We start from the raw sequence: 17,145 nt of genomic DNA, 5'->3' as shown, positions 1-17,145 counted from the left end.
ACCTCCGGTCCATCATGACGGTGCCTTCCGGCACCCTGCCCATCCTCGCGCACCCGGCCACCCCCATTCTTCCGGCACGCTTTTGGCCGGAAACCCACGGTTGCGGGGAGGTGGTTCCCGGCCGAAAGCATGCCGGGAAACGAATTTGGGAACGGGGTGGGTCAGAGGACGGCTTGGGTTTGGGTGATCTTGGCTACGAGTTTGGCTGTGGTGTCGTGGATTTCGGTTTCTACGACGATGAGGGTGCGGCCGGTGTGGAGGGGGCGGGACGTGGCGACGGCGTGGCCGGAGCGGACGGCGCGCAGGAAGTTCGTCTTCGATTCGACGGTGGTCGTGCCCTGTTTTCCCGCGGGCAGGTTCAGGTAGGCGCAGACCGCGCCGGTCGCGTCGGCGAGTGCCATCAGGACGCCGCCGTGCAGGGCTCCGCCGAGGGTGCACAGGCTCTCGTCCCAGGCCAGGCGACTGCGCACCACCTCGGGCCCGTGCTCGAGCACTTCGATGCCGAGCTTCTCGGTGAACGGCATGGTCGTGTGGAACAGCTGCGTCCCCTCGGTATCGATCATGGACCGAGCATGCCGGGTGCTGGCGCGCCCGTCGATTACCCGCCGGGTAATGGCCGCTGTGCCGTGGCCGACCGGACCTCCGACTCGGCGACGGTCGCGGCGACCGCCCGCCGCCCGCCGGGCCACCAGTTGACCGGGCCCATGAGTTTCACCAGCGCCGGCACCAGCAGCATCCGGACCAGGGTGGCGTCGACGATCAGCGCGATGATCATGCCGAGCCCGAGGAACCGCATCGGCGTCAGCGGCGACAGTGTGAAGGCCCCGGTGATGAACACGAGAAGCGTTGCGGCGGCGGTGATCACGCGGGCGGTCTTCACGATCCCGATCCGCACCGCGTCCGCCGTATCGGCCCCCTCCCGGTGCGCCTCGGCCATTCGCGACAGCAGAAACACCTCGTAATCGGTGGACAGCCCGAATACCACCGCGATGATGAGCACCATCATCCCCGCCGACAGCGGTCCGACGCTCACCCCCAGCACCCCGGCCAGGTGACCCTGGTAGAAGATCCAGCTCAGCACGCCGAAGGTTGCGGCGAGGCTGAGAAAGGCCATGAGGACGGCCTTCACCGGCAGCACCACCGACCGGAACGCGGCCAGCAGCAGCACCAGCGTCGCCGCGACCATGACGGCGATCATCAGCGGCAGCCGCGACACGATGACGTCCACGCTGTCGACCGTCGCCGCCGACTGCCCGCCGACCTGTAGCGCGATTCCATCCGGAACGTCGAGTTCCCTGATCCGCGTGACGATTTCGGTCGCCGGTTGCGAACGGTCGGGAACATCCAGCGCGGCATGCAGTACGACCCCGTCGGCATCGCGCCCCACCTGCACCACCTGGTGGACGCCCGGAATTCCGCCGATCTCCCGGGTCAGCGCGGTCATGGTGGCATTGCTCGTGGTGCCGTCGCCGCGGACCAGCACGGTCGCCCCGCTGCTGGCACCGGGGAAGTGCGCGGCCAGATCGTCGACGGTGGTGCGTACCTCGTTGCCGGCGGGCAGCGCGGTGTGGTCGATATCGCCGAGCCTGGCTCCCGTCAGCGGCAGCGCCAGCCCGAGCAGCACCGCGGTGATCGCGAGCGCGACCACACCGGGCCGTTTCAGCACGACGTCGACGACGCGGCCCCAGAACCGGGCCGCGCGCCGCTCACCGTGCTCGAAGGCGTCCCCGCGCCAGCTCCACCTCCCGATTCGATCGCCGAGCAGCAGCAATGCCGCGGGCAACACGGTCAGCGAGAGCGCCGCCGCCAGCACCACCGCGGCGATCGCGCCGAAGCCCAGCGAGCGCAGCACCGACTGCGGGAAGACGAACGTCCCCGCGAACGCGCACACCAGCAGCAGCGCCGAGAACAGCACGGTGCGCCCCGCGGTGGCCATGGCGCGGCCGACCGCCTCGCGCACGCCGCGCCCCGCGGCCAGTTCCTCCCGGTATCTGCTCACCACGAACAGCCCGTAATCGATGGCCAGGCCGAGCCCGAGCAGCGAGGCGACGTTCACGGCGAACACGCTCACCTCGGTACACCGCGCGATCACCCCCACCGCGCCCAGGGACCCGAGCACCGCGAGCACGCCGACCAGCACCGGCAGCGCCGCCGCGACGACACCGCCGAAGACGAGCACCAGGATCGCGAGAGTCACCGGCAGCGAGACGGATTCGGCCAGCACCAGATCGTGGCGGGACTGATCGCTGATCTCCTGGGCCAGCGCGCTGTAGCCGGTGAACGTCGTCTCGACGCCTGGAACCCGCAGTGCGGCGGCAATATCCGGATACGTGGAGATGCGCTGGTTGTCGTCGCCGGAGGCATACACCACCGCCAGCGCCTGACGGCCGTCGCCGGAGCGCAGGAAGCCCTGCTTGGGTGGCGCGTTGTTCCAATAGGTTTCGACGCGGTGCGCCAGCAGGCCGGGATCGACACGGGCGGCCGCCTGCTCCACGCGCGGCCCGAGATCCGCGAGCGTCTGCCCGTCCGGGACCGTATAAATGGCGATCACGTCCGGGTTCTGCGGGCCGAGCTGGTGCGCGGCCGCCCGGTCGACCAGCGCCGATTCGCTGCCGGGATCGGTGAATCCGGCGGCGCTCACCCGGCTCTGCAGATCGGCGCCGAACAGCCCGCACAGCACCGCGAATCCGATCGCGGCGACGAGAACGACCACCGGCCGCCCCGCCACCGCACGCGCCCAGGCCGTCATGCCGGTGTCGAATCTCGCTGCGGCAGTTCCTCTTCCAATGTCGAAGCGACCCGGTCGAGCAGCGCCTCCAGCCGGCCCTCGACCCCGCGCCCGTTGCGTGCCGACACCGTCAGCTCGGTGCGCCCGCCCGCCTCGACCATCGCGAACAACAGCGGCATCGCCACGCTGTGCTGCGGCAGCACCCGCACCGAGGTGGGCGAGAAGTCGCCGAAGCGCAGGTCCTCGAGGTCGAAGCGGCCCATGTGGGAGACCGTGGCGGAGGCCAGGTTCCGCCCGTATCGCGAGCCCAGCCAGTTGGTGGTCCGCAGGATCGCGCGGCCTACGGCGGGCGGGACGTTCGCCAGACCGGTCGAGGCCATCTGGTTGAGTTCCCGGCGTTCCCGCAGGCCGATCCGCTTCTCGGCGTTGATCTCCGGCCAGTTCTGGCCGGGAGCTACGTCCAGGAACAGCGGCAGCGCGAGATTCGCGGTGGACCGCAGCTCCGGGTCGTGGCGGCGCAGATCCACCGGCACCATGATGCGCTGGGGCGTCCCGGCTTCCGTCGCCAGCATGCCCGCGATCCGGGCCACGGCCCCAGGTCCGGTGGCGTCGATCGTGCGGTGCCGCAACAGATGCCGTGCCACGCCCGGATCCTGCCGTCCGTGCCCGACGGCCGACCGGAACCGCGGCGCCATCGGGGTCGGGCGGCCGGGGGCGCCCACCCTCCGCACCAGCTCGTGGTCCGCGATCGGATCGGGCAGCGGCAGCGGTTCCCCGCCGCGCAGCACCCGGAACACACTCTTCGCCCACAGCGCCATGCCCATACCGTCCATGACGCCGTGGAATACCCGGAAGACCACGCTCACCGATTCGCCGGTCAGCAGCAGCACCTCGCAGGTGGTCTCCGGATTCGGCCCGATCGGACTGGTCAGCACCGAATCCGCCTCCAGCCGCGGCTCGTTCGCCACATATCCGGAGATCTCGCGCACGGCCGGGGCCACGCCGCCGTCCACCCAGTACCGGCCGTCGCGTACCAGCCGCGCGCCCGGACAGGCATCGGCGGCGATCGCGACGGCCCGGCGCAGTTCGTCGGCGTCGAGCGAGCCCGCGCCGCGGAACTCCATCTGCATGAGGAACGGCGGCGCGAGATCCCGCATGGGGAAGTACATCCGCTCGGTGGGGGAGACGCGGCGACGGAAGGCAGTGTTGGTGGTGGTCATGGTGGACTCCTGGTGCACTCGGTCAGCGCAGGCCGCGGGTGAGTTCGCCGACGCCGCCCACGTCGTCGAGCCAGGCCAGGAATTCGGCCAGCCCGCGGTCGCGGTCGATGATGGGCCGGTACGCGAAATCCCGTGCGGCCGCGCCGGTGTCGTAGGTGGCGGTCCGGGTCAGCAGCGCCACGACGTAGCGCGACAGCGGGGGAGACCAGCGCCGCGCGACCGCCGGGACGCGCCAGACGGTCTCGATGACCGCGACGGCCGCGTCCAGCGCCCGCGGGTCGGGGGTGCGGCTCGGCGCGGGATAGCCCAGTCGGCCCGCGACCTCGGCGAGGAACTTCCACACGTCGGTCCGCTCGGCGTCGGCGAGGAAATACGCTTTGCCGCCGACGGCGTCGGAGGCCGCCGCCTTCAGGCAGGCGTCGACGACATTGTCGACGTGGCACAGCGACGCGTAGACATCGCGCCCGAACGACAGGTCCGGAAGTTTTCCCTCGGCGGTACGGCCGAGCAGCCGCACGATCGGCCCCGAGCGGTCGCCCGCGCCCCAGATCGCCCGCGGGCGCAGCGCACAGGCCGTGAAATCGGTTGTGTCGGCGGATAATACGGCGCGTTCGGCCGCGGCCTTGGTCTCCGAGTAGAGATTCAGGTACCGGCGCGGGTACGGCACCGATTCGTCGATGTCGACCTGATCGCCGCCGTCGCGGTCCATCAGCGCGCTCGGGCTGGAGACGGAGACGAACCGGGACGCGCCCGCCCGCTTCGCCGCCGCCAGCAGCCGCTCGGTGCCGCGCACGTTCTCGTCCCAGAACTGGGCCCGGGTACCGCGCTCGTCCACGCGGGCGGCGCTGTGGAAGACGACGTCGACCCCGGCGACCGCGCGTTCCAGCGAGGCCTCGTCGGTGAGATCGCCGTAGACCACCTCGATGCCGTCGAGATCGTCCACGCCCCGCAGATCGCTGGTCGGCCGGGCCAGGACGGCCACCTTCCGATCGCCGTCGCGCACGAGCCGGCGGGCCAGGGCGCCGCCGAGGAATCCGGACGCGCCGGTCACCAGTGCCTTCATCACATCTCCTGATCCGGGCGGCGCTCGTCCCGCCGGGTACGCCACCAGGTGAGGCCGAATATCTGGGTCATCGCGGCGGTCCGCGCCGGCGACCGGCCGCTGCCCCGGGACGCCCGCAGCGCCACCGGGATCTGCGCGGCGTGGACGACGACGCTGAGGAAGGCGTCGATCCACCACAGCGCCCGCAGCGCCCGGCTGCTCGGCGTCCGGTCGGTGGCCGCGACCACCAGTCCGGCGGCCAGGTACAGCCATCCGAGGATCGGAACGGCCCGCAGCGCGGTCGTTCTCATCGCCGCGCCCCCGTCTGCTCCGCCGCCCACTCCGCCAGCTGCTCGCGGCCGATCTTGGCGTTGTGCCGGATGTCGACCGGGAACGACGGATGGAACAGGAACTCCGAAACCGGTGCGGTGAGGTCGAATTCGGCGCCCCGCGCCTTCAACGCCAGCGCGACGGCGGCCTGGTCGGCGCCCGGCTCCAGCTCGACACACAGCACCGGGCGTTGTGCGCCGCGCTCCCCGATACCCACCAGCGCGGTGCGGGCCACGCCCGGCACCACGGTGAACACCTGCTCGACCTGCACGGTGAACAGAGGGCCGGTCGCGGTGACGACGCGCTGACTCTTGCGGCCGCAGAACCAGATCCGATCCTGTTCGTCGATCCACGCCAGATCGCCGGTGCGATGCCAGATCACGTCGCCGTCGGCGATCTTGCCGGTCGCGTTCGCGGACCGAGGCCAGTAGTAGCGGGTACTCACATTCGGCCCGGCGACCACCAGTTCGCCGATATTCCCGGTCGAATCCAGCTCGCCCGCACGGGCTTCGGCATCGGCCCAGGTCGGGATCGGATCGTCGGTGACGGCCACCACTCGGGCCCGGACGCGGTGCGCGGGCCGGCCGATGCAGGTGCCCTCGCCGCGATGTGCGCGGTCGACCAGGCCGTCTGCCAGCTCACGAGATTCGACGGTCGACATGGGCAGCGCCTCGGTCGACCCGTACCCGGCGAATATCCGCACCTCCGGATCGAGGACCTCGCGCAGTCCGGCGATACACCAGTCCGGCACGGGCGCGCCGCCGGAGTAGATGCTGCGCAGCGTCGGCAGTTCCGTGCCGGAACTCTCCAGATGCCGCAGCAGCGGGATGAGCACGGCGGGGGAGGCGAACATGGTGCGCACCCCGAACCGGACGATCGCGTCCGCGACCTGCGCCGGATCGGTGGATCCGACCTTGCTCGGGATCAGCGGGGGCAGCACGCAGCGCGACCCGAGCAGCAGATCCAGGACGCCCACCAGCGGCAGCGTGATCAGCGACGTGCCGGGCGGCACTCGGTCGCGGGCCGCGTCCACCTGGTCGACCATCGCCGACAGGTTCCCGTGCGTGAGTTCCACGGCCTTCGCCGGGCCGGTGCTCCCGGTGGTGAACGCGATGAGCAGCAGATCGTCATCCGGCGCCGGATCCCGGTGCGGCAGTGGGCCTTCGGGGGTGCGGCCCCAGCCGCGCAGCGTGGCGCCGCCCCAGAACCAGCGCCGCCCCACCGTCACCGGTACCCGCACCCGGCGGAAGTACCGGCGGAACAGCACGCGCGCGGCATGCGCCTGCGGGATGCCGATGAACGCCTCCGCGTCGGCGGCCTGTAGGCAGCGCAGCATCTTTCGCAGCCCCATGCCCGGATCGATGACCACCGGGACCGCGCCGATCTTCAACAGGCCGACCATGATCGCGTACAGCTCGGGGCTGGGCAGCACCAGCACGATGGTGCGGGTGCCGCTGGAAACCCCGGCGGCGCTCAGCCTTTCGGCGATCGCGTCCGACCAGGCATCGAGTTCCCGGTAGGTCAGCGGCCGATACTCGGGCAGGCCCGCGCCGGTCCGGCCGGAGGCGGAGAACACCGCCTCCCGGTCCGGATCCGACGCGACCACGGCACGGAACCGGTCCACCGCCCCCCAGTAGGTACCGGAACTCACGCCGCCGCCCCTCGCCGCGCCCCGCTCATCCCGCCGCCCCGACCGCGGCGGGAGACGGGTGTTGCACTGCGGCGGGAGACGGGTGTGGCACCGCGGCGGAAGACAGGTTCTGCTCTGCGGCGGGAGACGGGTTCCGCTCTCCGGCGGGGAGGCGGTACAGCACCGCGGCGGCCGAGGGGCCGGCACCGGCGGCGACGAACAGGACGCGGGTGTAGCCGGCGAGCGAATCCTCGCGGACCGCATGGTCGTAGGCCAGGGGTAGGGCCGCGGTGTGGGGGTCGCCGGCCTCCAGCTCCGGCAGGCGGACCGCCGCGATGCCGAGCTTGTCGGCCAGGCGCTGCGGGAAGGCGGCGCTCGGCGTGGAGGCGATCACCGCGGTCGCGGCCAGGTCGATGTCGTCCGCCTCGTCGAGCGCGGCGCGCGCCACCTCGAGGGCGACGTCGAGCAGGCGGTCCTCGAAACCGGGCTCGCGTTCCACCGTCATCAGGGTGCGCCCGACGGTGCCCATGGTGGCGACGTCGACGTACGACTCGACCGCCGGCGTGCCGTCGCCGGTGGAGGTGTGCACCCGGCCGAATCCCTCGTCCCGCGCGGTGTTCTCCAGCAGCAGCGCGGCACTCGCTGTGGCATAGGGGAATTCGTCGTCCGCGGCGCCGCGGGCCAGCGACGGATGGGTGTCGCCGGAGACGATGAGCACGTGCTCCGCGCTGCCTGTCGTCAGGACCGACTGCGCCACCTGGACCGCGTTGAGCACGCCGACCGCGCCGTTCATCAGGTCGAACGAGAACGACCGCGAATCGCCGGACCGGTAGTCCAGGCCGATGCCGGCGGACTTCTGGATCAGGGCCGAGACGGCCGGTTCGACCGTGTTGGAGTCGCGGAATACGCCGGCGTTGATCAGGACGCCGACCTGGTCCGGCCGTATCCCGGCCCGCTCCAGGCTGCGGCGCGCAGCCCGCCCGCTGTGGTCGACGATGCTGAACGTATCGGCGTCGCGGCTGATTCCGGTCGATGTGATGCGCACACCCATGGCAAACCCCTAGACCTTCAGAGACGAAATCGTGGTGGACAGGAATCCGCCGACGACGCCGGAGGCGGCGGGCACCATCAGCAGTTTCGATCCGGCCGGGATCTCCTGCCGGCTCAGGTGATCGTGCAGCACGATGAAATGCGAAGTGCTGGAGGTGTTTCCGTACTTGGAGATGACATTGAGGTCCGGCGGCATCGGGGCGCCGAACTCGCGCTCGGCGATGGCGTTCATATACGGAATCGCGGCCGCGCCGAACTGGTGATGGATGACGTAGTCGAAATTCTCGTCGGCGAACGTGGTGCCGCGCCGGTCGTAGAACTCGCGCTGGGCGTCGGTCCACAGCACGAAACGGTCCTCGTTGTGCATCTTGCGGTTGTCGGTGTAGAGCGCGACACCCTGGGACTTCTCGCTCGGCATACCGAGGCACAGGTGCGAGAACTCCGAGGCGGTGACCAACTCGATGTACTCGATCCGGTCGCGTTCATCGACCGAGCGGTCCAGTACCGCGGCCGCCCCGGAATCGCCGACGGTGAGGGAGGCGAATTGCAGATCGTATTTCTCGGTAATTTCCTCTACGGCGGTATCGGCAATCGGCGTGATGGCCTCTCCGCTGACGACCAGACCGTTGCGCACGATTCCGGCGCAAATCATCCGGTCCAGAATGTAGGTGCCCGTAAGCATTCCCGCGCAGGCATTGGAAAGGTCGAATGTGATCGCCTTTCCCGCGCCGATCTTCTTCGCTATCGCCGAGGCGAAGGACGGCTCCATATACATGCGGGTGCCGTTCTTGCTGCGCGTGATGGAGGTGGAGATGATCACCTCCAGCTCCCCGGCTGAGTACTGTGACCTGGACAAACAGTCCTCGGCCGCGTGGACGGCGAAGGTGAAGGAGTCCTCGGGGGCGTCCGTTCCGGTGGCGCGCACTCGTCGTTCGCGCACGCCTGTGATCTTTTCGAGATCGAAGGCCGGCGGCACCTTCAGGCGCGAGAGCAACTCTTCGGTGGTAACGGACTTTTCTGGTAGATATGCGCCGAGTGATTCGAAGCGGGAATGCGACACGTCGCCTCCTGAAAATGGGTGACGAATGCAAGTGAATTAGGAACGAGCAACGATGCTACCCGAGAGTAACTAGTCCGATGCCCAACCGCATCTCGATCATTGGGGGCAACAATCTGCTACGAGTCGTAGAAGTGACTCTGAGTATCGGATAGGGGCTATCTTCTGGCTACCGCGCTGATTCGGGGCGGGTAGGCCGGGGCATGCGGGAACGCCGGATGCGCCGACGGGCGGGCAAACGCCCGGACATCGATGTGATGGTGAACTTTCACATCGGAACGGGCCCCGGATTGTGAGTGACCTCACCGCATGGGGGCATGTCCTATGTGGCTCGCGATTCAGCCGAAGCGCGCCACAATAGTGCGCGGCAACAAGGGGAGCGCGAGACCGAGTGCGCGCCAGGGCCATGCGGGCACCGACGCCCTGACCACCTCACGCTCGATCGCGGCGACCATCGAGGCGACGCCCTTGTCCAGCGGCGCCACCAGCGTGGCGTCACCGGCCCGGGCCGCCATGTCGGTGGCGATGAATCCCGGCTGCACGGTGGTCACGGCGATCGGGTCGGCGCGCAATTCGATCGCCAGCCCCTCGCCGAGTGCGGACAGCCCGGCCTTACTGGCCGAATACGCGGCCTTCTTCCCGGGCAGCCCGCGCACCGCGCTCATCGACGAGATGAGCACGAGATGGCCGGAGTTCTGGGCGCGAAAGATGCGCAGGGCGGCCTCGGCCTGTGCGAGGGCGGAGACGAAATTGGTTGTGGCGGTCGCGATATTCGCGTCGGCGCGGCCGGTGCCCAGCGCCGCGCCCTTGCCCAGGCCGGCATTCACGATGACGCGGTCCAGCCCGCCGAGTTCGTCGTGCAGTTCGTCGAATACGCGCGGCACCGCGGCGTGGTCGTTCACGTCGAGACCGCGCACCGCGACGGTGATGCCGGGATGTGCGGCACGCAATTCGGAACGCAACTGTTCGAGATTGTCGACTCGGCGCGCGCACAGCGCGAGGTCTCGTCCTCGCCGTGCGAATTCGCGAGCCATGCCCGCGCCGAGTCCCGAGCTCGCGCCCGTGATGAGAATCCTGCGCCTGGTCATGCGCCAACCCTAATCGGGCTGCCGCGTGACCGGCTCGCTGTCAGAGTAGATCGTCGAATTCCCCGGCGCCGCACCCGCGAATCCAGGCCGACAGTTCGGCGCGAGTGAACACGAGCGCCCCGTCCTCGGGACGATTGCTGTTGCGCACGGCCACGGTGGAGTCGGGCAGGGGAGCGCATTCGACGCAGTTGCCGTCCGGTCCGCTGAAACTGGACTTGCGCCAACTGCCGGCAGGCAGCCCGGCGATGAGGGCGGCGTCGGATCCGGTCATGATGATTTCCTCCAGAACATGGGTTTCGATGTAAAGGCGGCGACATTGCCATGCGGCGGAGGCCGTAATCGGGTTGTGGCGGCCTCGATCCCCCGGGGCCCGGCCACACCCTGGAACTGAGTAACCATTGGCAGCCGGGCTAATCCCGTCACCACGGTACGTTCCGGATTCGGCGAGCTGTAGAGAATTCGCCGAATTCGCAGATTCACCGCGCGACCGATACACGGCCGTATGGGCTATTTGCCGGGCTCGATTCTCACCGCTGGTATGCCAGGAGGCTGCCCGATCGTTGTTTCCGTCCTGGATTATGTCATCAGAGCTGCGTAGATGCCATCGATGACGGTTGCTGACCGGCGTGCACACCCGGATCTGCCTCGCAGATGCACTCACACCTGTGGTTGCAGTTGCGAGTGCATCATCGCCGGTCGGAATTCGCCGGATTCGCAAAAATTTCGGACTGTGGCGATACAGAATAGGGGTATACCGAAATCCGCAACCGTTGCACAGCCGGTTCGAACGGCCGGTCAGGACACTCGATGCGCGCCCGCCGAGGGCACCGCGACGAAGGTGCGTGGTTCGGCGAACTCTTCGGCACGGAATCGCGCCGCGACCGCCCGGGCGGTCGGTTCGGTGCGGTCGGCCTCGATCAGAGCGATGATGCTGCCGCCGAATCCGCCGCCCACCATCCGGGCGCCGTGCGCACCGGCGGACAGGGCGGCCTCGACCGCGGCGTCGAGCTGGGGCGTGGAGATCTCGAAGTCGTCGCGCAGCGACGCGTGCCCGGCGGTGAGGATCGGTCCGATCGCGCGGGGGTCGCCGCCGCCGCGCAGCGTCTCGGCCACCGTCAGCACCCGGTCGTTCTCGGAGACGATGTGGCGCGCCCGCCGCCGCAGCACCGGGTCGGCGATCCGCTCGACGTCCGCGGTGTCGGTGATCTCGCGCAGGCTGCCGACCCCGAGCGCCGCGGCCGCCCGCTCGCATTCGGTCCGGCGCTTGGCGTACCCGCCGTCGACGAGTTGATGCGGGGTGTTGGTGTCGACGACCAGCAGCGCGAGGCCGGCCGCGGCCAGGTCGAACGGCACCTGCGCGTGCTCGCCCTTGCCGAAGTCGAGGAACAGCGCGTGCCCGGCCGTGCACAGCACCGAGGCGGACTGGTCCAGCGTGCCCGTGGCCGCGCCGACGTAGGAGTTCTCCGCGGCCCTGCCGATATCGATGAGATCGGTATCGGTCACCGGCAGGCCGAACAGGTCGCGCAGTGCGATCGCGACCGAACACTCGACCGCCGCCGAGGACGACAGCCCGGCGCCGACGGGCACCGCGCCGTCCAATTCCAGCTCCACGCCCGGGATCTCGTGCCCGCGCCGGAGATATTCGTGCACGACGCCGAGCGGATACCGCGCCCATCCGGTGACCTCCGAATCCGCGAGGCCCGCTAGGGGTTCGCGGACCGTTTCGCCGGGATGCTGGCGCGAGGTCACCCGGACGTATCCGCCGGTGGCGGCCGCCGCCGCGCACGTGACGACCTGGGGGAGGGCGATCGGCAGGGCGTAGCCGTCGTTGTAGTCGGTGTGCTCGCCTATGATGTTGACCCGCCCGGGCGCGGCCCAGACGCCCTGTGGCAGCGGCTGTTCGGTCACGGTGCCACCTCTCGCAGTTCGGCCGCCACGGTCTCCGGCGTGGTGTCGCTGATGAAGACGTTCATCCCGGACTCCGAACCGGCCAGGTACTTCAATTTCCCGGGCGCCCGGCGAATCGAGAAGAGCTGCATGTGCAACCACCAATCCTCGCGCGGCGCATCGGCTCTCGGCGTCGGGGCCTGATTCCAGGCCGCGATATAGGGCATCGGGGTGTCGAACCGGCGGGCGAACCGGCCCAGCACATCGAGATACAGCGCCGCGAAGGCGTCGCGCTGCGCGTCGTCGAGGTCGGGGATGTCGGCGACCCGCCGGTGCGGATACAGCTGTACCTCGTAGGGCCAGCGCGCGAACGGCGGGACGAAGGCCGTCCACTCGTCGTTGGCGGTCACCACTCGCACCCCGGCCGCGCGCTCGGCGGCCAGCAGATCGCCGAACAGGTTGCCGCCGTGCGACTTCCGGTACCGGCCGACGTTCTCCGAGATCTTGGCCACGCGCGGGGTCACGAACGGGTAGGCGTAGATCTGCCCGTGTGGATGGGAGAGCGTCACGCCGATCTCCTCGCCGTGATTCTCGAAGCAGAACACCTGCTCGATGCCGTCGAGCGCGCCGAGTTCGGCGCTGCGGTGGGCCCAGGTGTCCAGCACCAGGCGGGCCCGCGGCTCATCGAGGTCGGCGAACGACGAATCGTGAACGCTGGTGAAGCACACCACTTCACAGCGTCCGTAGCCGTCGCGCAGCGGTGTCAGGGGCGAACCCTCCACGGTCGCGGGGAAATCGGCGTGCCCGGTCGAGAGCGACGGGAACCGATTCTCGAAAACCGCGACCTGGTAGTCGGATTCGGGGACCTCGGTGGCGCGCTCCGGCGTCGACGGGCACAGCGGGCACAGGTCGGCCGGCGGCAGGAAGGTGCGGGTCTGCCGGTGCGAGGCGATCACCACCCACTCGCCCAGCAGCGGATCGAAGCGCCGCTGGGAGTGGGTGTGGGTGCGGGGCAGGTCGCGCGTGTCGGTCGCGGTGCGCGGGACGCCCGGATCGGCGTCGAAGTACAGGATCTCCCGGCCGTCGGCCAGTGTCCGGCGCGTGGTGATCACCGCGCCGCCCGGCGGGTGCGCGAGGCGGGCGTGCGATCGGGTGGCGGCAACGCCATGACAACCTCCGATGGATGCGCGACGGACTCAGCCGGACAGTACACCGGATCAGTGTGAGCGCTCACATCGGGGGCGCGGCGCCTCGCGGCGGCGCGAGTCGCGCGCCGCCGCGAAGGGTCAGAATTCGCTGCCGAACGAACCGCCGGGACCGTAGGAACCGGTCGGCGGCGGTGCGGGCATCATCACCCAGGGGCCGCCACAGTTGGTGGCGGAGAAGGCGACATCGCCCGGCTTGATCAGCACCCGGACCGGAGTCGAATGGGTGAGATCGCTGGCGGTGATGTCCTGGTTCGGGTCGGCCTCGGCGGCGTCGGGAACCTTCTTCAGCCGCTGCCAGTAGCAGGCATGGACCGGATCGTTCGATCCCGGCGCCTGATAGATGCCGGGCAGGATGTCGACCCCGACCCGGTACAGCCCGTCTCCGGGCATGCTCGTCGCCGGATCCGCGGCAGCGGTTCCGGATCCGAGTACGGTTACGGCGGACGCCACGGCGCCCGCGATCGCAAACGTGCGTCCACGCACGGCGTTCCTCCTCGAGTTCACGTGCGGGCCGCCGATCGGTCCGGACAGCCCCGGAAGTTCCCCGTGTCTTCCGGGGGTCCGGTCTATCAGAGTTCTGTGCGCCGTTTGGCCGAATTGATGAAATTTCGTGATCCGGCACAGCGGGCGATTCGCCGGAAATTGGTGTGCGCGAGGCGATGCCTTCCGCGGTCTTCTCGCGATATTCCTGACATGAGTGGTCTCCGGCCCGTCCCCCGCCACCGCGACACCGCCTGCGGCCCGCGGTGCGCGCGACTGTGTACCGAATCCGGGCTCGCCGCGGTGGTCGCCACCGACCAGGGGTTATTGCATTGGCGTGCGCTGCGGCGGCTCGGCGACGCCGGCCTGGCCGAGCACGCGGTGCAGGAGACGCTGCTGCGCGGCTGGCGCGGCTGCGCCACCTACGACCCCGGCAAGGGCAGCGTCCGCACCTGGCTGCTGTCGATCGAGCGGAACGTGCTCACCGATATCGGCCGTATGCGGGCGGTGCGGCCGGTCGAGGCCAGCTGGGACGACTTCGAGGACGTCGCCGACGCGCGGTGGGTCCGGCCGGATTTCGCCGACACGCTGGCCGACGGGCTACTGGTCGCGGAACTGCTGGAGCGGCTGCCCGATCCGCAGCGACACGCCGTGGTCCAGGTGATCCTGCGCGATCGCGCTTACCAGGATGTTGCTGACGACCTGGGAGTCCCGGTGGGGACGGTGAAGACACGCGTGCATTACGCGCTGCGGTCACTGCGTCAGCTGCCACGATCGGCATGACAATGCCAGTAACGGTTCGGTAACTGTACTTGCTTCATGGGACCTGCGTTGCCAGAGTGAACCACTGGGTTTGGTGTTACTAGTGGGAAGGGAGGGGCGACCCCGATCCGGGTGCGCCGTCCGCACATGAAGCCAAGCATCGTCAAGGCCGGTCTCTGCCTCGCCGTCACGGCCGCGGCCCTCGCTCCATCCGCCGGGATCCTCCCGGCGGTCGCTGTCGCCGCCCCGCCCGACCAGGACATGTCGACGAAACTGGCCGGTAAGACGGTGTTCCTCGATCCGGGACATCAGGGTGGCGAGCACGCACAGGACATCAGCCGCCAGGTGAACGACGGCCGGGGCGGCACCAAGGAATGCCAGACGACGGGTATGACGACCCTCAACGGGGTCCCCGAGCACACCGTCACCTGGAATGTGTCGCAGCTGGTCAAGCAGTCGCTGGAGGCGATGGGCGCCACCGTGGTGCTCAGCCGCCAGGACGACACCGGCTGGGGTGGTTGCGTCGACGAGCGCGCGGCCGCGGCCAACCGGTCGGGCGCCGATGTCGCGATCAGCATCCACGCCGACGGCGGACCCGCGTCCGGCAGCGGATTCCATCTGATCGTTCCGCAGCTGCCGGTTCCGGATGTCAAGGCGAATCTCGTGCAGTCGAGTGCGGGGATGGCCGCGACCAAGGTCGTGCGGGACGCCTACCTGCAGGCCGGTTTCCCGGCCGCCACCTACAACGGGGCGGTGGACGGGTTGCAGACCCGCTCCGATATCGCCGGCCCGGCGCTGACCCAGGTGCCGGACGTGTTCCTGGAAATGGGCAACGGGGTCAATACCGACGACGCCGCGCTGCTGGAGTCCCGCGAGGGCCAGCTCAAGCACGCGGTCGCCATCGCCACCGGCCTGACCGGTTATCTGCTCGGCTACGGTGACACGCCGCCGCCGTCGGGTTCGGCGGGCGGCCAGGCGGCCTCGCATCCCGTGCCGGGGCAGTCGGAGCAGGGTTCGCCCGGACAAGCAGTCCCCGCGCAGTCCGCGCCCGGACAGCCTGCGCCGGATCAGGTTCCGCCCGGTCAATCCGCTCGGCAGAATGCCGTGCCCAGCCGGGCAGTGCCGGCGCAGGTCGTACCCGATCAGGCGTCTCCGGAGCAGGTCGTTCCCGGCCAGACGTCTCCGGGGCAGTCCGTGCCGGGGCAGGCATCCCCGGGATCTGTGCCGGGGCAGGCGTCGCCGAATCAGTCTGTCCCCGGTCAGACATCTCCGGGTCAGTCCGTTCCCGGCCAGACGTCTCCGGGACAGTCCGTTCCCGGTCAGGCCGGGACGGGGCAGTCGACCCCGGGCGGGTCCGGGCAGTCCTCGACATCTCCGGGGGCGTCCGCGCCGAGTGGTTACACGCCCGGTGCGCCGAATGTGTACACCGCGCCGGACGCCTATACCCCCGGTGCGCCGAACTCCGGGAACTCGGGAACGCCGGGGGCCTACTCGCAGGGGACGTCGCCCGGCGGGCAGTCGCAGCAGGGCACCGAGTCCACCCCGGACACGTCGGCCAGCGGCCTGGTGACCACCGCCATGCAGCTGCTCCTGCCGCTCGCCAAGTCGCTGGGTATGGAGGATGCGACGGTCAACTCGCAGCTGATCAACCTGGCCTACACGCTGGCCTCCACCCTGCTCGGCCCGGGCGGTTCGAGTTCGCCGAACTCCCAGAGCGAGCCGGCGACACCCGGTACGCAGAATTCACCCGGTGCGCAGAACACCCCGGGTACCCAGAACAACCTGGGCACCCGTAGTACCCCGTCCACTCGCTAACTCGTCAGCCGATACCTGCGCACCCGTCGCCCGTGGCGGGTGCGCAGGTCGTTTCGGGGTGTGGCGCGCCACTCGCGTCGGCGCGCAGGAGGCGGGCGGGGTCCCGCTAGCATGGCCGGAATGCGTGCCGAGGACGAGTTGGGCCGGATGGACCGGCGCATTCCCGTACTGATCGTGGCGGGGTATCTGGGGGCCGGGAAGACGACGCTGCTCAACGCTCTGCTGCGGCAGCGGGAGACGCGGATCGGCGTGGTGGTCAACGACTTCGGGGCCGTCAATATCGATGCCATGCTGGTGGCCGGGCAGGTCGACGCGATGGTGTCGCTCGGCAACGGGTGCGTGTGCTGCGCGGTCGACGTCTCCGAGCTGGACGATCTGTTCGCGCGGCTGGCGGAACCGCGCAATCGCATCGATGTGATCGTGGTGGAGGCCAGCGGCCTGGCCGAACCGAGCAATCTCATCCGCATGGTGGTCGGCAGCGACAATCCGCGCATCCGGTACGGCGGCCTGGTCGAGGTCGTCGACGCGGAGCATTTCGACGACAGCCGCGCCCGGCATCCCGAACTGGCGACGCATCTGCGGCTGGCCGATCTGATCGTGCTGAACAAGGCCGACCGGGTGCCCGCCGACCGCCTGGACCGGCTGCGCGCGGAGATCGCCGAGCTGGTGGGCGGTGCGCCGGTGTACGCCACCACCCACGGCCGTATCGACCCGCATCTGCTGTTCGACCCGCCGCGTTCGCGATCGCCTCTGGTCGCCGAGCAGCTCAGCTTCGACGAGCTGCTCGCCGACGATCACGACCACCACGACGGCGACGGCCACCACCACCTGCACGACGACTACGACAG

At 69.7% G+C, this 17,145-nt stretch carries 16 protein-coding genes; 3 read left to right on the top strand and 13 right to left on the bottom strand.

What is annotated here, in order from left to right; all coding sequences use genetic code 11:
- Window positions 1-161: 161 nt before the first annotated feature.
- The 13 genes from ON41_RS34985 to ON41_RS34925 all read right to left on the bottom strand — a co-directional run bounded on the left by ON41_RS34985 (window position 162) and on the right by ON41_RS34925 (window position 13,723).
- On the bottom strand, window positions 162-563 hold the full coding sequence (locus tag ON41_RS34985) for a PaaI family thioesterase (RefSeq protein WP_040752856.1): 402 nt from the start codon (window positions 561-563) through the stop codon (window positions 162-164).
- A gap of 35 nt (window positions 564-598) precedes the next feature.
- Complete coding sequence (locus ON41_RS34980; protein ID WP_051163187.1) at window positions 599-2,749, bottom strand: MMPL family transporter; 2,151 nt, start codon at window positions 2,747-2,749, stop codon at window positions 599-601.
- Window positions 2,746-3,948, bottom strand: a complete 1,203-nt coding sequence (locus tag ON41_RS34975; RefSeq protein ID WP_040753140.1) for a hypothetical protein — start codon at window positions 3,946-3,948, stop codon at window positions 2,746-2,748. The genes ON41_RS34980 and ON41_RS34975 overlap by 4 nt, the downstream gene beginning before the upstream one ends.
- Before the next feature lie 22 nt (window positions 3,949-3,970).
- Window positions 3,971-5,011 carry an NAD-dependent epimerase/dehydratase family protein gene (locus tag ON41_RS34970; protein WP_051163185.1) on the bottom strand — a complete coding sequence of 347 codons (1,041 nt, stop codon included), beginning with the start codon at window positions 5,009-5,011 and terminating at the stop codon, window positions 3,971-3,973.
- On the bottom strand, window positions 5,011-5,301 hold the full coding sequence (locus ON41_RS34965; RefSeq protein ID WP_040753138.1) for a hypothetical protein: 291 nt from the start codon (window positions 5,299-5,301) through the stop codon (window positions 5,011-5,013). Before ON41_RS34965 ends, ON41_RS34970 begins: the two co-directional genes overlap by 1 nt.
- On the bottom strand, window positions 5,298-6,971 hold the full coding sequence (locus ON41_RS34960) for a fatty acid CoA ligase family protein (protein ID WP_040752852.1): 1,674 nt from the start codon (window positions 6,969-6,971) through the stop codon (window positions 5,298-5,300). The genes ON41_RS34965 and ON41_RS34960 overlap by 4 nt, the downstream gene beginning before the upstream one ends.
- A gap of 25 nt (window positions 6,972-6,996) precedes the next feature.
- Window positions 6,997-8,001: a beta-ketoacyl-[acyl-carrier-protein] synthase family protein gene (locus ON41_RS34955; protein WP_083905849.1), complete on the bottom strand. Its 1,005-nt coding sequence runs from the start codon at window positions 7,999-8,001 to the stop codon at window positions 6,997-6,999.
- Between the two features lie 9 nt (window positions 8,002-8,010).
- Window positions 8,011-9,060 (bottom strand): 3-oxoacyl-ACP synthase III family protein, encoded by a 1,050-nt coding sequence (locus ON41_RS34950; protein WP_040752850.1) that lies wholly within the window; start codon window positions 9,058-9,060, stop codon window positions 8,011-8,013.
- Between the two features lie 335 nt (window positions 9,061-9,395).
- Entirely contained in the window at window positions 9,396-10,145 is a 750-nt protein-coding gene (locus ON41_RS34945) for an SDR family oxidoreductase (protein ID WP_040752849.1), read from the bottom strand.
- Window positions 10,146-10,185: 40 nt separating this feature from the next.
- On the bottom strand, window positions 10,186-10,416 hold the full coding sequence (locus tag ON41_RS34940; RefSeq protein ID WP_040752848.1) for a DUF397 domain-containing protein: 231 nt from the start codon (window positions 10,414-10,416) through the stop codon (window positions 10,186-10,188).
- Window positions 10,417-10,940: 524 nt separating this feature from the next.
- Window positions 10,941-12,053 carry a galactokinase gene (gene galK / locus ON41_RS34935; RefSeq protein ID WP_246829657.1) on the bottom strand — a complete coding sequence of 371 codons (1,113 nt, stop codon included), beginning with the start codon at window positions 12,051-12,053 and terminating at the stop codon, window positions 10,941-10,943.
- Window positions 12,050-13,123, bottom strand: a complete 1,074-nt coding sequence (galT, locus tag ON41_RS34930; protein ID WP_040753131.1) for a galactose-1-phosphate uridylyltransferase — start codon at window positions 13,121-13,123, stop codon at window positions 12,050-12,052. The genes galK and galT overlap by 4 nt, the downstream gene beginning before the upstream one ends.
- Window positions 13,124-13,318: 195 nt before the next feature.
- On the bottom strand, window positions 13,319-13,723 hold the full coding sequence (locus ON41_RS34925) for an Rv1352/Rv1906c domain-containing protein (RefSeq protein WP_040752846.1): 405 nt from the start codon (window positions 13,721-13,723) through the stop codon (window positions 13,319-13,321).
- Between the two features lie 210 nt (window positions 13,724-13,933).
- Here ON41_RS34925 and ON41_RS34920 point away from each other — a divergent pair, with 210 nt between their 5' ends.
- The 3 genes from ON41_RS34920 to ON41_RS34910 form a co-directional block, all read left to right on the top strand.
- Entirely contained in the window at window positions 13,934-14,503 is a 570-nt protein-coding gene (locus ON41_RS34920) for a sigma-70 family RNA polymerase sigma factor (RefSeq protein WP_051163183.1), read from the top strand.
- A gap of 126 nt (window positions 14,504-14,629) precedes the next feature.
- Window positions 14,630-16,297 (top strand): N-acetylmuramoyl-L-alanine amidase, encoded by a 1,668-nt coding sequence (locus tag ON41_RS43910; protein WP_063710004.1) that lies wholly within the window; start codon window positions 14,630-14,632, stop codon window positions 16,295-16,297.
- Between the two features lie 120 nt (window positions 16,298-16,417).
- Window positions 16,418-17,145: CobW family GTP-binding protein (locus ON41_RS34910; RefSeq protein ID WP_246829656.1), on the top strand; the 728-nt coding region annotated here is incomplete at its 3' end.

Source organism: Nocardia transvalensis NBRC 15921, from assembly GCF_000308875.1.
Classification (GTDB): domain Bacteria; phylum Actinomycetota; class Actinomycetes; order Mycobacteriales; family Mycobacteriaceae; genus Nocardia; species Nocardia transvalensis.
This window is presented reverse-complemented; position numbering and strand designations above follow the sequence as displayed.

What these genes read in the sequence shown, in the direction of transcription:
- ON41_RS34940 (WP_040752848.1), bottom strand. Translation starts at nt 10,416, where the DNA reads ATGACCGGATCCGACGCCGCCCTCATCGCCGGGCTGCCTGCCGGCAGT.
- ON41_RS34975 (WP_040753140.1), bottom strand. Translation starts at nt 3,948, where the DNA reads ATGACCACCACCAACACTGCCTTCCGTCGCCGCGTCTCCCCCACCGAG.
- ON41_RS34955 (WP_083905849.1), bottom strand. Translation starts at nt 8,001, where the DNA reads ATGGGTGTGCGCATCACATCGACCGGAATCAGCCGCGACGCCGATACG.
- ON41_RS34965 (WP_040753138.1), bottom strand. Translation starts at nt 5,301, where the DNA reads ATGAGAACGACCGCGCTGCGGGCCGTTCCGATCCTCGGATGGCTGTAC.
- ON41_RS34945 (WP_040752849.1), bottom strand. Translation starts at nt 10,145, where the DNA reads ATGACCAGGCGCAGGATTCTCATCACGGGCGCGAGCTCGGGACTCGGC.
- ON41_RS34985 (WP_040752856.1), bottom strand. Translation starts at nt 563, where the DNA reads ATGATCGATACCGAGGGGACGCAGCTGTTCCACACGACCATGCCGTTC.
- ON41_RS34920 (WP_051163183.1), top strand. Translation starts at nt 13,934, where the DNA reads ATGAGTGGTCTCCGGCCCGTCCCCCGCCACCGCGACACCGCCTGCGGC.
- ON41_RS43910 (WP_063710004.1), top strand. Translation starts at nt 14,630, where the DNA reads ATGAAGCCAAGCATCGTCAAGGCCGGTCTCTGCCTCGCCGTCACGGCC.
- ON41_RS34970 (WP_051163185.1), bottom strand. Translation starts at nt 5,011, where the DNA reads ATGAAGGCACTGGTGACCGGCGCGTCCGGATTCCTCGGCGGCGCCCTG.
- ON41_RS34980 (WP_051163187.1), bottom strand. Translation starts at nt 2,749, where the DNA reads ATGACGGCCTGGGCGCGTGCGGTGGCGGGGCGGCCGGTGGTCGTTCTC.